The sequence below is a fragment of the Rhodoferax sp. RT4P68 genome (genome assembly GCF_056521305.1).
Map to the genome: position 1 here is coordinate 294,524 of NZ_JBWMBB010000001.1, position 21,356 is coordinate 315,879.

At 67.1% G+C, this 21,356-nt stretch carries 22 protein-coding genes; 3 read left to right on the top strand and 19 right to left on the bottom strand.

What is annotated here, in order from left to right; genetic code table 11:
* Positions 1-2 precede the first annotated feature (2 nt).
* From trkA to AC099J_RS01360, 11 genes are all read right to left on the bottom strand, one after another.
* Positions 3-1,478 (bottom strand): Trk system potassium transporter TrkA, encoded by a 1,476-nt coding sequence (gene trkA / locus AC099J_RS01310; protein WP_479613388.1) that lies wholly within the window; start codon positions 1,476-1,478, stop codon positions 3-5.
* Between the two features lie 19 nt (positions 1,479-1,497).
* On the bottom strand, positions 1,498-2,778 hold the full coding sequence (locus AC099J_RS01315) for a glutamate-5-semialdehyde dehydrogenase (protein ID WP_479613389.1): 1,281 nt from the start codon (positions 2,776-2,778) through the stop codon (positions 1,498-1,500).
* A 49-nt stretch (positions 2,779-2,827) separates the two neighbouring features.
* A complete protein-coding gene (holA, locus tag AC099J_RS01320) occupies positions 2,828-3,889 on the bottom strand; it encodes a DNA polymerase III subunit delta (RefSeq protein ID WP_479613390.1) in 1,062 nt (353 codons plus the stop codon).
* Between the two features lie 10 nt (positions 3,890-3,899).
* Positions 3,900-5,159 (bottom strand): ornithine--oxo-acid transaminase, encoded by a 1,260-nt coding sequence (gene rocD, locus AC099J_RS01325; RefSeq protein WP_479613391.1) that lies wholly within the window; start codon positions 5,157-5,159, stop codon positions 3,900-3,902.
* A 123-nt stretch (positions 5,160-5,282) separates the two neighbouring features.
* A complete protein-coding gene (locus tag AC099J_RS01330; RefSeq protein ID WP_479613392.1) occupies positions 5,283-5,747 on the bottom strand; it encodes an Lrp/AsnC family transcriptional regulator in 465 nt (154 codons plus the stop codon).
* A 13-nt stretch (positions 5,748-5,760) separates the two neighbouring features.
* Positions 5,761-6,294, bottom strand: a complete 534-nt coding sequence (locus AC099J_RS01335) for an LPS-assembly lipoprotein LptE (protein WP_479613393.1) — start codon at positions 6,292-6,294, stop codon at positions 5,761-5,763.
* Positions 6,294-8,981, bottom strand: coding sequence for a leucine--tRNA ligase (gene leuS, locus AC099J_RS01340; protein ID WP_479613394.1), 2,688 nt, complete (start codon positions 8,979-8,981; stop codon positions 6,294-6,296). Before leuS ends, AC099J_RS01335 begins: the two co-directional genes overlap by 1 nt.
* A gap of 119 nt (positions 8,982-9,100) precedes the next feature.
* Complete coding sequence (locus AC099J_RS01345) at positions 9,101-9,529, bottom strand: ExbD/TolR family protein (protein WP_479613395.1); 429 nt, start codon at positions 9,527-9,529, stop codon at positions 9,101-9,103.
* 1 nt (position 9,530) lies between these two features.
* Complete coding sequence (locus tag AC099J_RS01350) at positions 9,531-10,181, bottom strand: MotA/TolQ/ExbB proton channel family protein (RefSeq protein WP_479613396.1); 651 nt, start codon at positions 10,179-10,181, stop codon at positions 9,531-9,533.
* 13 nt (positions 10,182-10,194) lie between these two features.
* Positions 10,195-11,043, bottom strand: a complete 849-nt coding sequence (gene dapB / locus AC099J_RS01355) for a 4-hydroxy-tetrahydrodipicolinate reductase (protein WP_479613397.1) — start codon at positions 11,041-11,043, stop codon at positions 10,195-10,197.
* Between the two features lie 48 nt (positions 11,044-11,091).
* On the bottom strand, positions 11,092-11,646 hold the full coding sequence (locus AC099J_RS01360) for an outer membrane protein assembly factor BamE (protein ID WP_479613398.1): 555 nt from the start codon (positions 11,644-11,646) through the stop codon (positions 11,092-11,094).
* Positions 11,647-11,730: 84 nt separating this feature from the next.
* On the opposite strand from AC099J_RS01360, the gene fur reads away from it, so the two are divergent.
* Complete coding sequence (gene fur, locus AC099J_RS01365) at positions 11,731-12,159, top strand: ferric iron uptake transcriptional regulator (RefSeq protein WP_479613399.1); 429 nt, start codon at positions 11,731-11,733, stop codon at positions 12,157-12,159.
* Between the two features lie 30 nt (positions 12,160-12,189).
* Here fur and hprK read toward each other — a convergent pair whose 3' ends face one another.
* The 3 genes from hprK to hpf all read right to left on the bottom strand — a co-directional run bounded on the left by hprK (position 12,190) and on the right by hpf (position 14,113).
* Positions 12,190-13,140 carry an HPr(Ser) kinase/phosphatase gene (gene hprK, locus AC099J_RS01370; RefSeq protein ID WP_479613400.1) on the bottom strand — a complete coding sequence of 317 codons (951 nt, stop codon included), beginning with the start codon at positions 13,138-13,140 and terminating at the stop codon, positions 12,190-12,192.
* A gap of 58 nt (positions 13,141-13,198) precedes the next feature.
* On the bottom strand, positions 13,199-13,666 hold the full coding sequence (locus tag AC099J_RS01375) for a PTS sugar transporter subunit IIA (protein ID WP_479613401.1): 468 nt from the start codon (positions 13,664-13,666) through the stop codon (positions 13,199-13,201).
* 117 nt (positions 13,667-13,783) lie between these two features.
* Positions 13,784-14,113, bottom strand: a complete 330-nt coding sequence (gene hpf / locus AC099J_RS01380) for a ribosome hibernation-promoting factor, HPF/YfiA family (protein WP_479613402.1) — start codon at positions 14,111-14,113, stop codon at positions 13,784-13,786.
* A gap of 277 nt (positions 14,114-14,390) precedes the next feature.
* On the opposite strand from hpf, the gene corA reads away from it, so the two are divergent.
* Positions 14,391-15,377: a magnesium/cobalt transporter CorA gene (gene corA, locus AC099J_RS01385; protein ID WP_479613403.1), complete on the top strand. Its 987-nt coding sequence runs from the start codon at positions 14,391-14,393 to the stop codon at positions 15,375-15,377.
* Between the two features lie 3 nt (positions 15,378-15,380).
* Here corA and AC099J_RS01390 read toward each other — a convergent pair whose 3' ends face one another.
* The 5 genes from AC099J_RS01390 to AC099J_RS01410 form a co-directional block, all read right to left on the bottom strand.
* Positions 15,381-16,076, bottom strand: a complete 696-nt coding sequence (locus AC099J_RS01390) for a 5'-methylthioadenosine/adenosylhomocysteine nucleosidase (RefSeq protein WP_479613404.1) — start codon at positions 16,074-16,076, stop codon at positions 15,381-15,383.
* A complete protein-coding gene (locus tag AC099J_RS01395; protein ID WP_479613405.1) occupies positions 16,076-17,752 on the bottom strand; it encodes a long-chain-fatty-acid--CoA ligase in 1,677 nt (558 codons plus the stop codon). Before AC099J_RS01395 ends, AC099J_RS01390 begins: the two co-directional genes overlap by 1 nt.
* Positions 17,753-17,866: 114 nt before the next feature.
* Positions 17,867-19,288: an NAD(P)(+) transhydrogenase (Re/Si-specific) subunit beta gene (locus tag AC099J_RS01400; protein ID WP_479613406.1), complete on the bottom strand. Its 1,422-nt coding sequence runs from the start codon at positions 19,286-19,288 to the stop codon at positions 17,867-17,869.
* The gene (locus AC099J_RS01405) at positions 19,285-19,593 is read right to left on the bottom strand and encodes a proton-translocating transhydrogenase family protein (RefSeq protein WP_479613407.1); all 309 of its coding nucleotides are present in this window, start codon (positions 19,591-19,593) and stop codon (positions 19,285-19,287) included. Before AC099J_RS01405 ends, AC099J_RS01400 begins: the two co-directional genes overlap by 4 nt.
* A 2-nt stretch (positions 19,594-19,595) precedes the next feature.
* A complete protein-coding gene (locus tag AC099J_RS01410; RefSeq protein ID WP_479613408.1) occupies positions 19,596-20,738 on the bottom strand; it encodes a Re/Si-specific NAD(P)(+) transhydrogenase subunit alpha in 1,143 nt (380 codons plus the stop codon).
* Between the two features lie 125 nt (positions 20,739-20,863).
* On the opposite strand from AC099J_RS01410, the gene AC099J_RS01415 reads away from it, so the two are divergent.
* Complete coding sequence (locus tag AC099J_RS01415; RefSeq protein WP_479613409.1) at positions 20,864-21,352, top strand: NUDIX hydrolase; 489 nt, start codon at positions 20,864-20,866, stop codon at positions 21,350-21,352.
* Positions 21,353-21,356: the final 4 nt, after the last annotated feature.

Here is a 21,356-nt window from a genome sequence, read left to right on the forward strand (position 1 = left end):
GCTTAGAAGAACGCGGCGCTCACGCGGAACAGCTTCTCGACCTCGCGGATCAGCCGCTTGCGCGGCACGAAGATCACCACGTGGTCGTTGCTCTCGATCACCGTGTCACCGGTCGGGATGATGACGCGGGGTGCGGCCTGCGGCGCGTGCGCCGCCTCGCCGTCTGACGCCGGGATGGCCAGGGGGTCGGGCAGGTCGCGCACGATCAGGCCGAAGTGCGCCTGCGCCGGCAGCCGCAGGTCGCGCACCTTGCAGCCGACCACGCGCGAGGTCTTGCGGTCGCCGCGGGCCACGATCTCCAGCGCCTCGGCCACGCCGCGGCGCAGGCTGTGCACGGCCTGCACATCGCCCTGGCGCACGTGGGCCAGCAGCTCGCCGATCATGGTCTGCGCCGGCGACAGCGCGATGTCGATCTGCGTGCCGTGCATCAGCTCGGCATAGCTGCGCCGGTTGATCAGCGCCAGCACGCGCTTGGCGCCCAGGCGCTTGGCCAGCAGGCTGGACATGATGTTGTTCTCGTCGTCGCTGGTCAGCGCCAGGAACAGGTCGACCGATTCGATGCTCTCTTCTTCGAGCAGGTCTTCGTCGGTGGCGTCGCCCTGCAGCACCAGCACCTCATGCGGCAGCAGGCTGGCCAGGGCGGTGCAGCGCGCGGGGTTCACCTCGACCACCTTCACGTTGTAGCCAGGCTCTGCCTTGGCCAGTTCCAGCGCCAGCCGGGTGCCGACGCGCCCGCCCCCGGCGATCATGATGCGTTCGACGCGGCGCTTGCCCCGGTGTTCGTCGCGGTGCAGCGCCAGCAGTACGTTGGGGATGTCGTTGCGCGCGGCCAGCACGAAGACCTCGTCTCCGGGCTCCACGCGGGTCGAGCCTTCGCAGGCGATGAAGCGGTCGGGCTCATCGGCGAAGCGGCGGTAGATCGCGACCACACGCATCGGCACGTCGGGCACGCACTCGCGCAGCTCGGCGATGCTGTGCGCCACCAGCGGCGCGCCGGCCACGGCGCGCACCGAGACCAGGCAGGCCAGGCCGCCGGCGAACTCGCGCACCTGCAGCGCCTCGGGGTACTCGATCAGCTTGAAGATGTAGCGCGTGAGCGATTCTTCGGGGCAGATCACGCGGTCGACGGCGAAGCCTTCCTTGTCGACCAGCGCGCTGCCGTGGCCATAGGCGCTCGAGCGCACGCGGGCGATGCGGGTGGGTACGTTGAACACACGGTGCGCCACCTTGCAGCACACCAGGTTGGTCTCGTCCAACGCGGAGCAGGCGATCAGCAGGTCGGCATCCCTGGCGCCGGCTTCCTCCAGCACGCTGGGGTCAATGCCGTTGCCCACCACGCCGCGCAGGTCGTAGCGTTCTTCCAATGCGCGCAGGCGACCAGCGTCGGTATCGATGACGGTGAGGTCGTTCTGCTCGGAGACCAGGCCGTCGACCACGCTCTCGCCGACACGGCCAGCGCCCAGGATGATGATTCTCATGATGTACCGGGCGAGCCGGTCAGTTCCGCACTTCCCCGTTGCCCAGGACGACGTATTTGAGGGAGGTCAGGCCCAGCAGGCCGACCGGACCACGCGCGTGAAACTTGTCGGTGCTGATGCCGATCTCCGCGCCCAGGCCGTATTCGAATCCGTCGGCAAAGCGCGTGCTGGTGTTGACCATCACGCTGGCGGAATCGACTTCGCGCAGGAAACGCTGGGCATGCATGTGGTCGCGCGTGAGGATGGCGTCCGTGTGGTGGCTGCTGTAGTGGTTGATGTGGGCAATGGCGGCGTCCAGCCCGTCGACGATCTTCACGCTGATGATGGGCGCGAGATACTCCTCGAACCAGTCCTGCTCGGTGGCGGCCACGATCTGGGCGCCGGGCACTGTGCTTAGGATGGCCGCCGCCTCGGCGTCGCAACGCATCTCCACGCCTTTGGCGGCGTAGACGGCGCCGATCTTCGGCAGAAAGGCCGCCGCCACGCCGCGCGCGACCAGCAGGCCCTCGGCGGCGTTGCAGGGGCTGTACTTGTTGGTCTTGGCGTTGTCGGCCACGGTCACGGCCATCGCGATGTCGCAGGGGTCGTCCACGTAGACATGGCAGTTGCCGTCCAGGTGCTTGATGACAGGGACCTTGGCCTCGCGGCTGATGCGCTCGATCAGGCTCTTGCCGCCGCGCGGAATCACCACGTCCACATGCTCGGGCATGGCAATGAGCTGGCCCACGGCATCGCGGTCGGTGGTCTGCACCAGTTGCACCGCATCGGCTGGCAGGCCGGCTTCTTCGAGCGCTTGCTGCACCAACCGGGCCAGCGCCTTGTTCGACTCGATGGCCTCGGAGCCGCCGCGCAGGATGCAGGCGTTGCCGCTCTTGATCGACAGGCTGGCGGCCTCGATGGTCACGTTGGGCCGGCTCTCGAAGATCATCGCGAAGACGCCGAGCGGCACGCGCATCTGGCCCACGCGGATGCCACTGGGCTGCTGCTGCATGCCGCTGATCTCGCCAATCAGGTCGGGCATGGCGGCCAGCTGCTCGCAGCCTTCGGCCACGGTGTCGAGCACCTTGGGCGTGAGCTTGAGCCGGTCGACCATCGGCGCGGCCAGGCCGGCGGCTGTGGCGCGGGCGATGTCCCTGGCGTTGTCGATCTGCAGCGCCTCGGTGCTCTCGCGCAGCAGGCGCGCCAGCGTGCGCAGCGCGCGGTTCTTGGTGGCGGCAGAGGCGCGCGCCATGGCGGCAGAGGCCTGCCGGGCCTGCAGGCCCAGCGTTTGCGTGTATTCGGCAACGTTCAGCGCGTTCATGGGCGCGATTCTGACGCAGTTGCCAGGGTGCCGCCCAGAGGGCACGGGCTCAGCGGGCCGGTGGCGGCCGGCAGACGCGGCACAGGGCCAGCGCCAGCCGCTGCAGGGCCTGCCAGCCATCGGTGGGCCAGTCCGGGTATTTGAGGCCCTTGACGATGCCGTCGACCTGGTGCGCCGCCTGCAGCAGCCGCCCCAGCGTGGGGGCGGTCAGCCGTGGCAGCACGCGCTCGAACAGCTTCTCGCGTGGGCCCCAGACGCGCTGCTCGCGCAGCGCCATCGGCAGCGGGCGCCCGGCGTCCATGGCGTCGCGCACGCGCTTCAGGGCGCGGATGTCTTCGGCCAGCGTGTAGTGCACCAGCACGGCGGCTTCGCCCTCGGCCTGCAGGCCCGCCAGCATGCGCTGTGCGCGCAGCGTCTGGCCGGCCAGCACGGCCTCGGACAGCTTGAACACGTCGTAGCGCGCCACATTCAGCACGGCGCTTTCGATCTGCGCGGCCGACAGGTCGCCGGGCGGGTACAGCAGCGCCAGCTTGTTGATCTCCTGGTGCGCGGCCAGCAGGTTGCCCTCGACGCGGTCGGTGAACATCTGCAGTGCGCGCTGGCCGTCCTCGCCGGCCGCGACCTGCTGGCCCTGGGCCTTCAGGCGCTGGGCGATCCAGCCCGGCAGCGCGGCCCGCTCTACCGGGTCGATCTGCACCGTCACGCCGTGGTTCTCGAGCGCGCCGAACCAGGCGCCGGTTTTCGTCGCGCGGTCCAGCTTGGGCAGGCTGACCAGCAGCAGCGTGCTGTCGTTGCCGGGCGCCGATTCGGCCATGCGCTGCAGTGCCGCGCTGCCGTCCTTGCCGGGCTTGCCGGAGGGGATGCGCAACTCGATCAACTGCTTGTCGGCGAACAGGCTCAGCGAGCCGCCGGCGGCCAGCACGCCGGCCCAGTCGAAGTGGGCGCCGGCCACGGTGAACACGCTGCGCTCGGTATGGCCCTGGGCGCGCGCGGCGGCGCGGATGGTGTCGGCCGCCTCCTGCAGCAGCAGTGGCTCGTCGCCGTGCAGGGTGTACAGGTTGCGCAGGCCGCGCTGCAGGTGTTGCGAGAGTTGCGCCGGCGCCAGTTGCATGGCGGCGAGTTTACGGCTCGCGTGTGCCGGCGCCGCGGGCAGGCAGCCCGGCCAGCACCTGCGCGAACACGTCGACGCCCTCGTCGATCAGCGCACGCGTGATCGTCAACGGCGGCGCGAAGCGGATCACGGTCTCGTGCGTCTCCTTGGACAGCACGCCCGCCTGCGCCAGGCGCAGGGCCACCTCGCGTGCGCTGGCCTGCGCCGGGTCCAGGTCCACGCCGGCCCACAGCCCGCGCCCGCGCACGGCGCGCACCAGGTGGGGAAAGCGCTGGCGCACCTGCTCCAGCCGCTGCAGCAGGTGCACGCCCAGCTCGGCCGAGCGCTGCACCAGTTGCTCGTCTTCCATGACCAAGAGCCCTTCCAGCCCGACGGCCGCCGCCAGCGCGTTGCCGCCGAAGGTGGAGCCGTGGCTGCCGGGGTTGAACACGCCCATCAGTGCGCGGTCGGCCAGGAAGGCGCTGACCGGCAGCAGCCCGCCGCCCAGCGCCTTGCCCAGAATCAGCCCGTCAGGCCGGATGCCCTCGTGCTCAAACGCGAACCAGCGCCCGGTGCGGCCCAGGCCGGACTGCACCTCGTCGGCGATCAGCAGGATCTCGTGGGCATCGCACCAGGCGCGCAGTGCTGCGAAGAACCCCGGTGGCGGCAGCACCACGCCGGCCTCACCCTGGATCGGCTCGACCAGCACCGCGCAGGTGGCGGGCGTCGTGGCGGCCCGCACGCTGGCGATGTCGCCGAAGTCGAACCAGCGAAAGCCCGGCGTCAGCGGCCCGAAGCCGGCGCGGTACGACGGTTCGCTGGAGGCGCTGATGACAGTCGTGGTGCGGCCGTGGAAGTTGTGACGCGCCACCAGGATCTCGGCGCTGCCGTCGGCAATGCCGCGCACCTGGTGGCCCCAGCGGCGTACGGCCTTGATGGCGGTCTCCACGGCCTCGGCACCGGTGTTCATCGGCAGCGCCTGGTCGAAGCCGGCCAGCGCGCACAGCTTGGTGAGAAACGGCGCCAGCGTGTCACCGTGGTAGGCCCGCGAGGTCACGGCCACGCGCTGCAACTGGCGCATGGCGGCAGCCACGATGCGCGGGTGCAGATGGCCGTGGCTGACGGCGGAATACGCACCCATCATGTCCAGGTAGCGCTTGCCGTCGACGTCCCAGACGTGGCAGTCCAGCGCGCGCTCGACGACGATCGGCAGCGGTTGGTAGTTGGGCGCGCAGACGTGACGTTCGGCCTCGATCAGGGTCTGCGACAGGGGGATGGGGTGGCGGTCCATGGGTTGCTCCTTTCCAGCCTCCAGTCTAGGAAAAGAGGTCTGGCGGGCGCGGCCGATCTGGGTGGCCTCGGCAACCGCGATGGGCCGAGTTGCGCGCCTCGCGCTTCCGATTCGGAAGTGGGTTCAAACCGGAGGAAAGCCGCCGAACTCCTTGACCGTCTGCAGCTCGGTATTGGTGGTGATCTTCTCGATGCCGAGCGTGGCGTCTTCCAGCCAGACGTTGACCAGCCGCTGGTACTGCGTCAGGTCGTGGCAGGCGACGCGCACCAGGTAGTCGTAGCGGCCGCTCAGCAGGTAGCAGGCGACCACCTCGGGGGCAGCCTGCATGCGCGCCTCGAAGCGGCGCGAGGCGGCCTGGCGCTGGTCCTTCAGCGCGATCTCGGCGAAGAACACGATGGCCGGGCCGATGGCGCCGCGGTTGACGACGGCCCGGTAGCCGCTGATCAGGCCCTGCGCCTCCAGCTTGCGCACGCGGTTCAGGGTGGCGCGGGCCGACAGGTGCACCGCCTCCGACAGGGCTTGCGCGCTGGCCCGCCCGTCGCGCTGCAGCAGCTCCAGGAGGCGCAGGTCGATGCGGTCGAGTTCCATCGGCCGCGCCTGGTCAGGCGGGCTTGACGGCCGCCAGCCGGCGCATGATCTGCTGCACGATGTCGGACTGCATGTTGCGGTAGAGCAGCGCTTCTTCGGCGTCCTTGGCCAGCACCTGCGACTCGTTGAAGCTGATGTCGCGCTGCTGCAAGATCTCGACGTCGGGGATGAAATCGGCGCCCTGCTGGGTACGCACGCGAAAGCGAAAGCGCAGCCGCAGCTGCAGTTCGCGCACCTGGCCCGAGGACGTCAGGCCGACGACCACGCGCTCGCGCTGGTCGAGCGTGGGCGTAAGGCGCACTTCGGCCTGCGCCGCGCGTGCCGGGTCGGTGATGACCTCCACGCGGCCGGTGCCGGCCAGGTTGCGGCGCAGCTCGTTGCCCAGCGGCGAAGCCTCGGGCATGTCGACATAGATCGAGTTGAAGGCAAAGCGTGGCGGCTCGCGCAGCTTGAAGCCGCAGGCGGCCAGCGGCAGGGCCAGCGCGCCGGCCAGCAGCGCGCGGCGCTGCGGCAGACGGGGCGTTGCGGTAGGCAGGGCGCTGCGCATCACAGCACCACGTTGACCAGGCGCCCGGGCACCACGATCACCTTCTTGGGCTTGGCGCCTTCGGAGAATTTGGCAAACATCTCGTGCGCCAGCGCTGCGGCCTCGATCGTCGCCTTGTCCGCCCCGGTCGGCACGCGGATCGCGCCGCGCAACTTGCCGTTGATCTGCAGCATCAGTTCGACCTCGTCCTGTGCCAGCGCGCCGGCGTCGACCTGCGGCCAGGGCGCATCGAGCAATTCGCCGAAGCGGCCGTCATAGCCGAGCTCTTGCCATAGCGCCTGGGCGATGTGGGGCGTGGCGGGGTACAGGCAGCGCAGCAGGATGCCGAAGCCCTCGGCCAGCGCGATGGGCGCGCCGGCGGCGTCCAGGGCCTTGAAGCTTTCCAGCGCGTTCAAGAGCTTCATGGCACCGGAGACCACAGTGTTGTACTGCATGCGCTGGTAGTCGTAGTCGACCTGCTTGAGCACGCTGTGGATCTCCAGCCGCAGGGCTTTGACGTCCTTGTCGAACTTCACGTCGGCCAGCTTGCTGGCGCCGGCCGCACCGGCCAGCGCGCCCGAGAAATCGCTGCCCGCCAGCTTCACGCCGAAGTTCCAGACCCGGCGCAGGAAGCGGTAGGAGCCCTCGACCGAAGCGTCGTTCCATTCCAGCGTGGCCTCGGGCGGCGCGGTGAACATGGTGTACAGGCGGGCGGTGTCGGCGCCGTACTTTTCGATCATGTCTTGCGGGTCGACACCGTTGCGCTCGCTCTTGCCCATCTTGCCGACGCCGCCGTATTCAACGGCGGTGCCATCGGCCGCAGTGCCGCCAACGATGCGGCCCTGCGGGTCCAGCGTGGGCGTCACTTCATGCGGCGGGTGGTAGTGCTTGCCACCCTTCTCGTCGCGGTGGAAGTAGATGTGGTTGAGCACCATGCCCTGCGTCATCAGCTTGGTGAAGGGCTCGTCGATAGTGACCAGGCCCAGGTCGCGCATGACCTTGGTCCAGAAGCGCGCGTACAGCAGGTGCAGGATGGCGTGTTCATCGCCGCCGATGTACTGGTCCATGCCGCTGCCACCCTTGGACAGGTGTTGGTCCCGCATCCAGTAGGCCGCGCCCTCGCCGACCATCGCGGCATCCAGTTGCGGGTCGCAATAGCGCATGAAGTACCAGGACGAGTCCACGAAGGTGTCCATGGTGTCGGTCTCGCGCCGCGCGGCCTTGCCGCAGACGGGGCAGACCACACCGGCGTGAAAGCCCACGTGCTTGTTGAGCGGGTTGCCGCTGCCGTCGGGCACGCAGTCCTGCGGCAGCACCACCGGCAGGTCTTTCTCAGGCACCGGCACGGCGCCGTGTTCGTCGCAGTGGATGATGGGAATCGGCGTGCCCCAGTAGCGTTGGCGGCTCACGCCCCAATCGCGCAGGCGCCAGGTCACCTTCTTCTCGCCCAGGCCCTTGCCGGCCAGCATGCGCGCCACGGCATCCACCGCGTCCTTGTATTCCAGCCCGCTGAAGATGTCGGAGTTGATGGTCACGCCGCGCTGCTTGTCGCCGTACCAGTCGTGCCAGTGGTGGTAGTCATAGTGCTCGCCATCCATGTGCACCACCTGCACGATGTCCAGGTCGTACTTCAGCGCGAAGGCGAAGTCGCGCTCGTCATGTGCAGGCACGCCCATGACGGCGCCGTCGCCATAGCCCATCAGCACGTAGTTGCCAACCCACAGCGGCACCTCGCGGTGCGTCACGGGATGCGTGACGAACAGGCCGGTGGGCATACCTTCCTTTTCGCGCAGCGCCAGCTCGGCCTCTGTCGTGCCGCCCTTCTTGCACTGCTCGATGAAAGCGGCCAGGGTCGGGTTGGTCAGTGCGGCTTGCATGGCCAGCGGGTGCTCGGGCGCGACCGCGCAGAAGGTCACGCCCATGATGGTGTCGGCACGCGTGGTGAACACATACATGCGGCCGTCGCCGATCAATGCGCCGGCGTTGTCGCAGATGTCGTGCGTGAATGCGAAGCGCACGCCCTCGCTCTTGCCGATCCAGTTGGCCTGCATCAGCTTGACGCGCTCGGGCCAGCCCGGAAGCCGGTTCTGCACGTGGTCCAGCAACTCGTCCGCGTAGTCGGTGATCTTCAGGTAATAGCCGGGGATTTCGCGCCGCTCGACCGGTGCGCCGGTGCGCCAGCCCTTGCCGTCGATGACCTGCTCATTGGCCAGGACGGTCTGGTCCACCGGGTCCCAGTTCACGACCTGGGTTTTGCGGTAGGCAATGCCTTTTTCAAGCATCTTGAGGAACAGCCACTGGTTCCACTTGTAATAGGTCGGATCGCAGGTGGCCACCTCGCGGCTCCAGTCGATGGCCAGCCCCATCGCCTGCATCTGCTGCTTCATGTAGGCGATGTTGTCGTAGGTCCACTGCGCGGGCGGCACGCCGTTTTTCATCGCGGCGTTCTCGGCCGGCAGGCCGAAGGCGTCCCAGCCCATGGGCATCAACACGTTGTGACCGTTCATGCGCAGATAGCGCGTGAGCATGTCGTTGATGGTGTAGTTGCGCACGTGGCCCATGTGCAGCTTGCCGCTGGGGTAGGGCAGCATGGAGCAGGCGTAGAACTTCTTCTTGTCCTGGTCTTCGCTCACGCGGTAGGCGTCGCGCGCGTTCCAGTGCGCCTGGGCAGCGGGTTCGACTTCGAGGTGGTTGTACTTGTCTTGCATGAGGGCGTTGGGCGATCGCGTCGCGAAGGGGCCGCACGGGCCAGGATGCGTGGATTTTAGGCGCTCGACCCTGGCCGCGCGGGGCACGACCGGCACCGCCGCGAACGCCGCGCCGGGCCTCAGGGTCGGGGGCTGGCCGGGGCCTCGGCCACGAAGCCGATGCGGTTCAGGCCGGCCTGCTGGGCCAGGCCCATGACTTCGACCACGCGGCCGTAGGGCACGGCGGCATCGGCCCGCAGTTGTACCTCGGTGTCCGGGGCCTGCGCGGCACGGCGCACCAGGGCTTCGCTGAGCTGCGTGGGCGTGACCGTGCGCTCGTCCAAATGGATCTGCCCGTCAGGCGTGATCACCAGGCTGACGAACTGCGGCGGCGTGTCTGGCTTGGCCGCCGCGCTGCGCGGCAGGTCCAGCTTGATCGAGCTGGCCATCAGCGGCGCCGTGATGATGAAGATCACCAGCAGCACCAGCATCACGTCGACCAGCGGGGTCACGTTGATCTCGGCCATCGGGCGGTCACTGTCGCTGCGTTCCAGGCGGCCGAATGGCATGTCAGTCTTCTTGGGGCTGCGGCGCGAGCAGTTCGCGCAGGTCGCGCGCGAAGCCTTCGAGGTCGGCCTCGATGCGGGCGATGCTGCGGCCGAACCAGTTGTAGGCCAGCACGGCGGGAATGGCCACGGCCAGGCCGGCGGCGGTCATGATGAGTGCTTCGCCGACCGGGCCGGCCACCTGGTCAATGCTGATCTGACCGGAAGCGGAAATCGCCGTGAGCGCGTGGTAGATGCCCCAGACCGTTCCCAGCAGGCCGACGAAGGGCGCGGTCGACCCCACGGTGGCCAGCAGCGTCTGGCCGAACTGCAGCCGCTGCAGGCCGCGGTGCAGGGCATCGCGCAAGACGCGCGTGAGCTGCTGGTGACGCGCGCCGGCGCTGGCCAGCGTGCCCGGCGGCTGGCTGCGGGTGGCTTGCACCAGCGGCAGCAACAGGGCGGCGCGGTCGAACGCTGCGACACGCTCGGAGGCAGCCTCCAGCGAAGCGGACTGCCAGAACGCAGCCGTGCCTCGGACCACATCGCGCCCCGCGCGGCGCAGCAGCAGGAATTTCCAGAGGATCACGACCCAGCTGGCGACCGACATGGCCAGCAACAGCCAGGCCACCAGCCGGCTGACCGCATCGCCCCCGGTGAGCAGGTCCAGCGCGTTCATCGACGCGAACGCGTCATCCGTTCAGGCCCAGCACGTCGAACATGCTGAACAGGCCGCTCTTGCGGCCGGCCAGGAAGCGCACCGCGCGCAGGCTGCCGATCGCATAGTTCATGCGACTCGTGGCGCGATGCGAGATCTCGATGCGCTCGCCGGTGCCGGCAAACATCACCGTGTGGTCGCCGACCACGTCGCCGCCGCGCAGCGACTGAAAGCCGATGGTGGAGGGGTCGCGCTCGCCGGTCACGCCTTCGCGCGCATAGACGGCGCATTGCTTCAGGTCGCGGCCCAGCGCATCGGCGATGACTTCGCCCATCTTCAGCGCCGTGCCCGAGGGCGCGTCGACCTTGTGGCGGTGGTGGGTCTCGACGATTTCGATGTCATAGCCGGTGGGCATGGCCTTGGCGGCCATCTCCAGCAGCTTGAGCGTGACGTTGACACCCACGCTCATGTTGGGGGCCATCACGATGGCGATGTCGGCCGATGCAGCCTGGATCTCGGCTTTCTGCGCGTCGCTGAACCCGGTGGTGCCGATGACCAGGGCCACGCCACGGGCGCGGCAGGCCTGCAGGTGGGCCATCGTGCCTTCGGGGCGCGTGAAGTCGATCAACACCTGCGCCTGCTGCAGGCCCTGCGCCAGGTCGGCGGTGATCGTGGCGCCGCCGGGGCGGCCCAGGAAGGCGGCTGCATCGGTGCCCAGGCCAGGGCTGCCGGCTACGTCGAGCGCACCCGTCAGCCGGCAATCACCCGAAGCCAGCACGGCTTCGACCAAGGTGCGGCCCATGCGGCCGGATGCGCCTGCGATGGCGACGCCGTACGTAGTTGCGCAAGCGTCGTGAGAGAGGGGAGAAGAGGCAGTGGTCATCGCAATGGCTGGGTCAGGCATCCCGCTGCAGCCGAGCGCACAGGGCGCTCAGCGGCCCGGTGTTTCCAGCGGGGGATAGGTGGTCGGCAGGGGCGCGGTCGCGGGGGGAGACGCAGGCGTGGCCGCCGTGATGGACGCCGGCGGGGCGTACGCTTTCAGGCTGTCTTCGCTGGCCTGCAGCACCGGCACGGCCTGCGGCTTGCGGTTCGCGCCCAACAGTGCGACGAACTCGGATTCGCTGGGCATCGGGTCGCCCTCGACGCGCTCCATGACGTCCTCTTTGAAGTGGACTGTCAACTGACGCGCCTGGTTCTCGGTGCCCTGGCGCTTCATCGTGAACACGTAGTCCCAGCGGTTGCTGTGGAACACGCTCTGCAGCAGCGGCGTGCCCAGGATCTCGCGCACCTGGGTGCGCGACATGCCGGGCTTGAGGGCTTCGACCTGCTCTTTGGACACGAAGTTGCCCTGTACGATTTCGATCCTGTAGGGCACGATGGCGCTGGCGGCCTTGCGTGTAGCCTCGGTCACCGTGCTGCACGCCGTCAAGCCTGCGCAGGCGATCAACAGGCAGGTGCGGAGGCAGAAGGTGCGGGAAAAGGGCATGTGTACAGGCAGCGCTATGATCGCGCGATTGTAGCGGCCCCTCCTTTTTCGGACGGTGCGCCGACATCAGGACCAACCCATCGCATGGCCAATATCGACGAACTCAAGAGCACTGGTCTGAAGGCCACGCTGCCCCGGCTGAAGATTCTTGAAATCTTCCAGAAAGGCGAGTTGCGCCACATGACGGCGGAAGATGTGTTCCGCGTGTTGCTGATCGAGCGTTCGGATATTGGCCTGGCCACGGTCTACCGCGTCCTGACGCAGTTCGAGCAGGCCGGCATCCTGTCGCGCAGCCACTTCGAATCGGGCAAGGCGGTCTACGAGCTGGATGAGGGCCGGCACCACGACCACTTCATCTGCACCGTGTGCGGCAAGGTCGAAGAGTTCTTCGATGCCGAGATCGAAAAGCGTCAGCAGATCGTCGCCAAATCCATGGGTTGGACGGTGCAGGACCATGCGATGTCCTTGTATGGCCTGTGCGTGGAGTGCGCTGCCAAGCCCAGCCGGAACTGAGCGCAGACCGGGCCCTGGCCCGGCTCGGTTTCAGAGTTCGCCGTCCATCGCCTTGCGGTGGCGCTCGACGAATTCCTGGTAGGTGTCCACGCCGCGCAGTTGCAAGATGGTGTTGCGCACCGCCGCTTCGACCAGCACGGCGATGTTGCGGCCTGCCACCACCTGGATGATGACCTTGCGCACGGCAACGCCCAGCACATCCTGCGTCAGGGGCTCATAGGGCAAGCGCTCGTGTTCACGCTCCATGGTTTCGCGCCGCACCAGGTGCACGATCATGCGCAGGCGCATCTTGCGGCGTACAGCGGTCTCGCCAAAGATGCCGCGAATGTCCAGAAGGCCGATGCCGCGCACCTCGAGCAGGTTCTGCAGCAGCTCGGGGCAGCGCCCTTCGATGGTTGTCTGGTTGATGCGGTAGAGGTCGACGGCGTCGTCCGCCACCAGGCCGTTGCCGCGCGAGATCAGCTCCAGCCCCAGCTCGCTCTTGCCCAGGCCGGACTCGCCGGTGATCATGACGCCCAACCCCAGGATGTCCATGAACACGCCGTGCATCGAAGTGCGGTCGGCGAAGTGTTTGGACAGGTAGGCGCGCAGCACGTCGATGACGAAAGCCGATGACTCACCTGTGGCGAACATCGGAATCTGCGCCCGCTCGCACATGGACAGCAGCGCCTGCGGTGCGGTCTGCCCATCTGCGAGGATCAGCACCGGTGGCTCCAGCGTGACGATGCGTGAGATGCGGCGCGCGCAGTCTTCCGGCGTGGCGTTCGTGAGGTAGGCCACCTCACGCTCGCCCATGATCTGGACGCGGTAGGGATGGATGTAGTTCAGGTAGCCGACCAGATCCGCACCCGAGCGCGCGGCCCGCACTGCGACTTCGTCGAAGCGGCGTTCGGAGGCGCCGAGGCCTGCCACCCACTCCCAACGCAGCAGGCCGCGGAAGGCTTCGAACAGGACGTCGGCACTGACGACGGTGGGTTTCATGGCGATGGGGCAGCCGTCGGCCGGCTGTAGCGGGGCGGGATCGCCACAGGGCGCATCGTCAGGCGGGTTGGGCCGACTGCCAGGTGGCAATCAGTTCGTGCAAGACGGCGGCGTCAGCGCTGCTCTTCATCCTCTCGCGCAGCGGCGCATCGCTGAGCAGCTCTGCAATCTCCGACAGGATTTCCAGATGCTTTTGCGTGGCGGTCTCGGGTACCAGCAGAAAAATCAGCAGCTTGACGGGCTGCTCGTCCGGCGCATCGAAGCCGATTGGCTCGGCCAGTTGCACGACGGCCGCCATGGGAGCCTTCAGGCCCTTGATGCGCCCATGTGGAATCGCCACACCGTGGCCGAGGCCGGTGGACCCCAGACGTTCGCGTGCGAACAAGCTGTCTGTCACCAATGCGCGTGAGAGGCCATGGAGGTTTTCGAACAGCAGGCCCGCTTCTTCGAAAGCACGCTTTTTGCTGGTGGCGTCGACGCTCACAAGCACCTGAGCGGCGGGCAGGATGGACGCGAGGCGGTTCATATCGAAGGCGGATTATGCACGCCGTTACATAAAGTTGCAGGAACGAAAAGGCCGCCCTGATAGGCGGCCTCGATCTTGTCGGAAGGGCGCGCGGGAGGCGTGCCCGACCAACCGAGCCTACATCAAACGCTTGGGAGCGTCATGGTGGTGGTTTTGAATACGGTCCTTATGGCGGACAACTTGCCTGTCGAGCTTGTCCACCAGCTCATCGACGGCAGCGTAGAGATCAGCGTGTGCACTCTCCGCAAACATGTCATTTCCCTTGACGTGGATGTTGCATTCGGCGCGCTGCCGACTCTGCTTCTCCTTGAGCTTTTCCACCGTCAGCAAGACCTTGACATCGACCACCTGATCGAAGTGCCGCGTGATGCGATCCAACTTGTTGATCACATAGCTGCGCAGCGCGGGCGTCACTTCGAGATGGTGACCGCTGATCGTCAAATTCATGGAGCCTCCTTTTGCTGTTTCACCGGAACGGTCGAGTCACTATGCGCGCGATGGGGGCCAATTGCAAGAGACCCTAAACAAGCCCGGCGCAATCTGCTGACGCGCTTGAACAGCGGCCGGGAGAATGTTGCGGTGCGATAATTTGCGCCCTTTCCGTCAAGGAGATACGACCTTGGACACCTGCCCGAGTCGGTAGCTTTCGACGCCCTGTGAGCAGGGGTCGAAAGCGCGCCCCATTCGCTTCGCCTCTCATCCAGAACATCACAGGGAATCGCCTATGCTGAACATCTTTTCGCTGGTCAACGGGCGCTTGGTCCAGGAAGAAATCGAAGCCCTCGAAGAGCTCTCACAGTTCCAGCCGATCTGGGTCGACCTGGAGTCGCCCACGGTCGAAGAGAAGCGCTGGATCAAGCAGTACTACGGCCTGTCGATTCCGGAAGACGCGATGGACGAGGACATTGAGGAGTCCGCGCGCTTCTACGAGGAAGACAACGGCGAGCTGCACATCCGCAGCGACTTCCTGATCGCCGACGAGGAAGACCCGCGCTCGGTCCGCGTGGCCTTCATCCTGAACCAGCACAACGCCGAGCTCAAGAGCCGCGGCGTGCTGTTCTCGATCCACGACGAAGACGTGCCGGTGTTCCGCCTGCTGCGCATGCGCGCGCGCCGTGCGCCGGGCCTTTTGGAAGACGCCAAGGAAGTGCTGCTCAAGCTTTTCGACGCCGATGCCGAGTACTCGGCCGACACGCTCGAAGGCATCTACGTCGAGCTGGAGAAAGTCAGCGCGCAGGTGCTGGCCGGCGACGTGACCGACAACCTCGCAGGCGAGGTGCTGGGTGCCATCGCGCGCCACGAAGACTTGAATGGCCGCATCCGCCGCAACGTGATGGACACGCGGCGCGCGGTCAGCTTCATGATGCGCAGCCGCATGCTGAATGCCGAGCAGTTCGAAGAGGCGCGCCAGATCCTGCGCGACATCGAGTCGCTGGACAACCACACGGCCTTCCTGTTTGACAAGATCAACTTCCTGATGGACGCGACCGTCGGTTTCATCAACATCAACCAGAACAAGATCATCAAGATCTTCTCGGTGGCCAGCGTCGCCTTGCTGCCGCCAACGCTGATCGCCAGCATCTACGGCATGAACTTCAAGTTCATGCCCGAGCTGGACTGGCAGTTGGGCTACCCGTACGCGATCGCGCTGATGCTGGCCAGCGCGCTCGTGCCGATGTGGTACTTCCGCAAGCGCGGCTGGCTGAAGTAGCGGTCAATCGGCCAGCAGGGCCGCGACGATGGCCGCCGAATGCGGGCTGGCCACGGTGCGGATGAACGCCAGGAAGTCGCCATGCGCCGTGTCGTCGGCCCGATCGGAGACCGTGCGCACGGCGGCGAACGGCACGCCGAAATCGTGGCACACCTGGGCGAAGGCGGCGCCCTCCATCTCGACGGCCAGCGCCTCGGGCAGGGCTTGCAGCAACGCCCGGGCCTCGTCTGCACTGCAGACGAAGCGGTCGCCGCTCGCGACCAGTCCCTCGTGCACACGTGATTGCGGCAGCGCACGCCGCGCGGCTTGTGCCAGCGCGTCGCGCAGCACCGGGTCGGCGGCGAAGCGGCTCTGCCCGTACAGCGGAATCTCATGGCGCGGGAACAGCGGCGAAGCATCCATGTCGTGTTGCACAAAGGTGCTGGCCACCACCACATCGCCCACGCGCACACCGGCGCCCAGGCCTCCCGCCACGCCGGTGAAGACCACACGGTCCACCCGAAACCGCTCGACCAGCAACGTGGCCGTGGTGGCGGCGGCTACCTTGCCGATGCGGGCCAGCACGGCCACCACGTCGTGGCCGTGCAGGTCACCTTCCCAGAAGGTGCGACCGGCCACGATGTGGCGCTGCGCGCCGGGCATCAGCGCCAGGACGGCCGCGAGCTCCTCCTGCATCGCGCCGACGATGGCCGTTCGCATCAGGTCTTGTCGCGCAGTTCCCGACGCAGGATCTTGCCCACAGGGGTCTTGGGCAGGTCGTTGCGGAATTCCACGACGCGCGGCTGCTTGTAGCCCGTCAGGTTGGCCTTGCAGTGCTCGCGCACGGCGGCCTCGGTGAGGTCGGGTGCACTGCGCACGATCACCAGCTTGACGGCCTCGCCGGTCTTGTCGTCCGGCACGCCGACGCAGGCGCATTCGAGCACGCCCTCGAGTTGCGACACCACATCCTCGATCTCGTTCGGATAGACGTTGAACCCGCTGACCAGGATCATGTCCTTCTTGCGGTCGATGATGCGGAAGTAGCCGCGCGCGTCCATGGTGCCGATGTCGCCGGTCTTAAAGTACCCGTCGGCCGTCATGACTTTGGCGGTCTCGTCGGGCCGCTGCCAATACCCGGCCATCACCTGCGGGCCCTTGATCGCGATTTCGCCCGGCTGGCCGGCCGGCACGTCGTTGCCGTCGTCGTCCAGCAGCTTGAACCAGGTGCCGGGGATCGGCAGGCCGATGGTGCCGGTGTATTCCTTGCTGTCCGTGGGATTGCAGCTGGCCGAGGGCGAGGTCTCCGACAGGCCATAGCCTTCGCAGATCGGACAGCCGGTCTTGCTCAGCCACAGCTTGGCCACCGCGCTTTGCACCGCCATGCCGCCGCCGACCGACAGCTTCAAATGGCTCCAGTCGACGGTGTTGAAATCCGGGTGGTTGGCCAGGCCGTTGAACAAGGTGTTGACGGCCGGAAAGCTGTGGATCCGGTGCTTGGCCAGCTCTTTCAGCGTCCCAGGCAGGTCGCGCGGGTTGGGGATCAGCACCAGTTTGCCGCCGCTGCGCATGTTCAGCATCATGCTGACCGTGAACGCGAAGATGTGGTACAGCGGCAGCGCGCACACGCTGGTGTAGACCTCGCCCTCGGGCACGCGCCGGATGGCGGGCTGGTTCCAGGCTTCGGACTGCAGCACGTTGGCGATCACATTGCGGTGCAGCAGCACGGCGCCCTTGGCCACGCCGGTGGTGCCGCCGGTGTACTGCAGCAGCGCGATGTCGTCCGGCCCGATGGCCGGCTTCGTGAAGCTGGCACCGGCGCCGCGGCTGATGGCATCGTTGAAGCGCACCGCGCCCGGCAACTGGTAAGGCGGCACCATCTTCTTGACCTTGCGCACCACATAGTTCACCAGCGCACCCTTGAGCAGGCCGAGTTGGTCGCCCATGGCACACAGCACCACATGCTTGACCGGCGTCGCTGCGATGCACTGCGCCAGCGTGGCGGCGAAGTTTTCGATGATCACGATCGCCTTGGCGCCGGAATCCTTGAGCTGCCCTTCCAGCTCGCGCGGCGTGTAGAGCGGGTTGACATTCACCACCACGTAGCCTGCGCGCAGGATCGCCGCCACCACCACCGGGTACTGCGGCACGTTCGGCATCATGATGGCGACGCGGTCGTTGCGCGCCAGGCCCAGGCTTTGCAGATAGGCGGCGAACTTGCGGCTCAGCTCGTCCGTGCGGCCGTAGCTGACATCGCACCCCATGAAGCTGTAGGCGGTGCGGTCGGCGAATTTGGAGAAGCTCTCCTCCATCAGCGCCACCAGTGAGGGATATTGGGAGGCATCGACGTCCGCGGGCATGCCCTGTGGATAGCTGTCGAGCCAGATGCGTTCGGTCATGATGTCTCCTTGCAGGTCTGAGGCCAGCGCGCGCATTGTGTTCGCGAGGCCGCTTGCGCCGCGGGCCTTGCCCCCAGCATGCTCGGGGGCAAGGCCACGCGCCTGAAGTGCGCGTTACTCCACCGCCTTCACCATGTCCTCGACCACCTTCTTGGCGTCGCCGAACACCATCATGGTCTTGTCCATGTAGAACAGCTCGTTGTCCAGGCCCGCATAGCCCGCCGCCATCGAGCGCTTGTTCACGATGATGGTCTTGGCCTTGTAGGCCTCCAGGATTGGCATGCCGTAGATGGCGCTGCCCTTGGTGTGCGCTGCAGGGTTCACCACGTCGTTGGCGCCCAGGATGATGGCCACGTCGGCCTGGCCGAACTCGCCGTTGATGTCTTCCATCTCGAACACCTGGTCGTAGGGCACCTCGGCCTCGGCCAGCAGCACGTTCATGTGACCCGGCATGCGCCCTGCCACCGGGTGGATCGCGTACTTGACGGTGATGCCCTTCTCGGTCAGCTTGGCCGCCAGTTCCTTCACCGCATGCTGCGCGCGCGCTACCGCCAGGCCGTAGCCCGGCACGATGACGACCGTCTCGGCATTGCCCAGCACGAAGGCGGCGTCGTCGGCGCTGCCGCTCTTGACGGCGCGCTGCTGCTGCGCGCCGGCCACGGCCGTCGTCGCCTCACCGCCGAAGCCGCCCAGGATCACGTTGAAGAACGAGCGGTTCATCGCCTTGCACATGATGTAGGAGAGGATGGCGCCCGAGCTGCCCACCAGCGAGCCGGCGATGATCAGCATGCTGTTGTTCAGGCTGAAGCCGATGCCCGCCGCCGCCCATCCCGAGTAGCTGTTCAACATGGACACCACCACCGGCATGTCGGCCCCGCCGATGGGGATGATCAGCAGCACACCCAGCGCAAAGCCGAGCAGGATCACCAGCACGATGTCCATCCAGCTCTGGCTGTGCCAAAAGCCGAAGATGAAGAACGCCGAGGCCACGCCGAGCAAGGCGTTCAGCAGGTGCTGGCCCTTGAACTGCACCGGCGCACCCTGGAACAAGCGGAACTTGTACTTGCCCGACAGCTTGCCGAAGGCAATGACAGAGCCGGTGAAGGTGACCGCGCCGATGAAGGCGCCCAGCGCCAGTTCGATGCGGTTGCCGCCCGGAATGCTTCCACCCTTGGTGGTGATGGCGAACGCCCAGGGCTCGGACACCGCCGCCACCGCAATGAACACGGCCGCCAGGCCGATCATGCTGTGGAAGAAGGCGACCAGCTCGGGCATCTTGGTCATCTCCACGCGCTGGGCCGCCACGGCACCGGCGCCGCCGCCGACCACCAGGCCGAGCAGCACCCAGGTCAGGCCCATGGCGGAGCCGGCCAGCGTGACGATCATCGCGCCGGTGGTCAGCACGGCGATCGTCATGCCGATCATGCCGAAGACATTGCCGCGGATCGACGTGGTGGGATGCGACAGGCCCTTCAAGGCCTGGATGAAGCAGACGCTGGCCACCAGGTACAGCAGCGTGACGAGGTCCATGCTCATTTGGCTGCCCCCTTCTTGTCCTTCTTCTTGAACATCTCCAGCATGCGCCGGGTGACGAGGAAGCCGCCGAACACGTTGACCGCCGCCAGCGCCACGGCCAGCACGCCCATGGTCTTGCCGACAAAGCCTTCGGTCAGCCCTGCGGCCAGCATGGCGCCCACGATGACGATGGCCGAGATGGCGTTGGTCACCGCCATGAGCGGCGTGTGCAGCGCGGGGGTGACCGTCCAGACCACGTGGTAGCCGACATAGATGGCCAGCACGAAGATGATGAGGTTGGTGATGGTGGGGGAGACGATGTCCATGGTCAGGCCCTCGTAACTGCGTTGTTCTGGGTCATCAGGCAGGCCGCCACGATGTCGTCGTCCATCGGCACGGTGAAGCCGGCGTCCTTGGGCAGCACGAGCTTCAGGAAGTCGAGCACGTTGCGCGCGTACAGCGCCGATGCGTCCGCTGCGACCAGTGCCGGCAGGTTGGTTTCGCCGACGATGGTCACGCCGTGCTTGAGCACCGTACGGTCGGCTTCGCTCAGCGGGCAGTTGCCGCCGACGGTGCCATCGGCATTCGCCGGGCCTTTGCCGGCGGCGATGTCGACGATGACCGAGCCGGGCTTCATGGACTTGACCATGTCCTCGGTGATCAGCGTGGGCGCCGCGCGGCCCGGGATCAGCGCGGTGGAGATGACGATGTCGGCCTGGGCCACGCGCTTGGCCACCTCGACCTGCTGGCGTGCCAGCCAGCTCGGCGGCATGGGTTTGGCGTAGCCGCCGACGCCGACGGCCGCTTCCTTCTCTTCGGCGGTGTCGTAAGAGACTTCGATGAATTTGCCGCCCAGCGACTCGATCTGCTCCTTGACGGAAGGGCGGACATCCGAGGCTTCGATCACCGCGCCCAGGCGCTTGGCGGTCGCGATAGCCTGCAGGCCGGCCACACCCACGCCGAGGATCACCACGCGTGCGGCCTTCACGGTGCCGGCAGCGGTCATCAGCATGGGAAAGAAACGCTGGTACTTGTCGGCGGCCATCATGACGGCCTTGTAGCCGGCGATGTTGGCCTGAGACGACAGCACGTCCATGCTCTGCGCACGGGTGGTGCGTGGTGCGGCCTCCAGCGCGAAGCTGGTCAGGCCGGCTGCGGCCAGGCGGCCCAGGCCGTCCTTGTCGAACGGGTTGAGCATGCCGACCAAGGCTGCGCCGCTCTTCATGAGGGGCAGTTCTTCGGCGGACGGGCTGCGCACCTTCAGCACCAGATCGGCGCCGAGGGCGCCTGCGCGGTCGGTGATCTGTGCGCCGACGGCGGCATACGCCTCGTCGGTGACGCTGGCGGCAACGCCGGCGCCGCTTTGCACGTGCACCGCGTGGCCTTGCGCGATGAGCTTCTTCGCCGTCTCCGGCGTCACTGCCACCCGCGTCTCTCCTGCCGTGGTTTCGGCAGGTACTCCAATTTGCATGGTCATTCCCTTCCCTCGTTGTCTCCGATTGGGCGGGAGCTTACATGACTTCATCGCGCAGACCGATGGTCGAAACGCGTAGGCGCGGTTGCCTTCCGAACGTCGCGCTTCCTATGATCGGCACCATGCAAGCACGTTGGAAACCCAGTGTCACCGTCGCCGCGGTCATCGAGCGCGGCGGGCGCTTCCTGCTGGTCGAGGAGCACACCCCCGAAGGACTGCGGTTGAACAACCCGGCCGGCCATCTGGAGCCCGGCGAGTCGCCCGCGCAGGGCTGCGCGCGAGAGGCGCTGGAGGAAACGGCCCACCTGTTCCGGCCGACGGCGCTGATTGGCGTGTACCTGTCGCGCTTTCAGCGGCCCGCGACGGGCGAAGACGTGACCTACCTGCGCTTCGCGTTCTGCGGTGAGGTGGGCGAGGCCGTGGCCGACCGGGTTCTGGACGAAGGCATCGTGCAGGCGGTTTGGCTGACGCCCGACGAAATCCGCGCCAGCGTGGCGCGCCACCGCAGCCCCTTGCTGCTGCGCTGCATGGAGGACTACCTGACCGGGCGGCGGTTCCCGCTCGACACGGTATTCACCGACGGTTCCGTGTTGGCCGGCGCCAATGGATGAACCC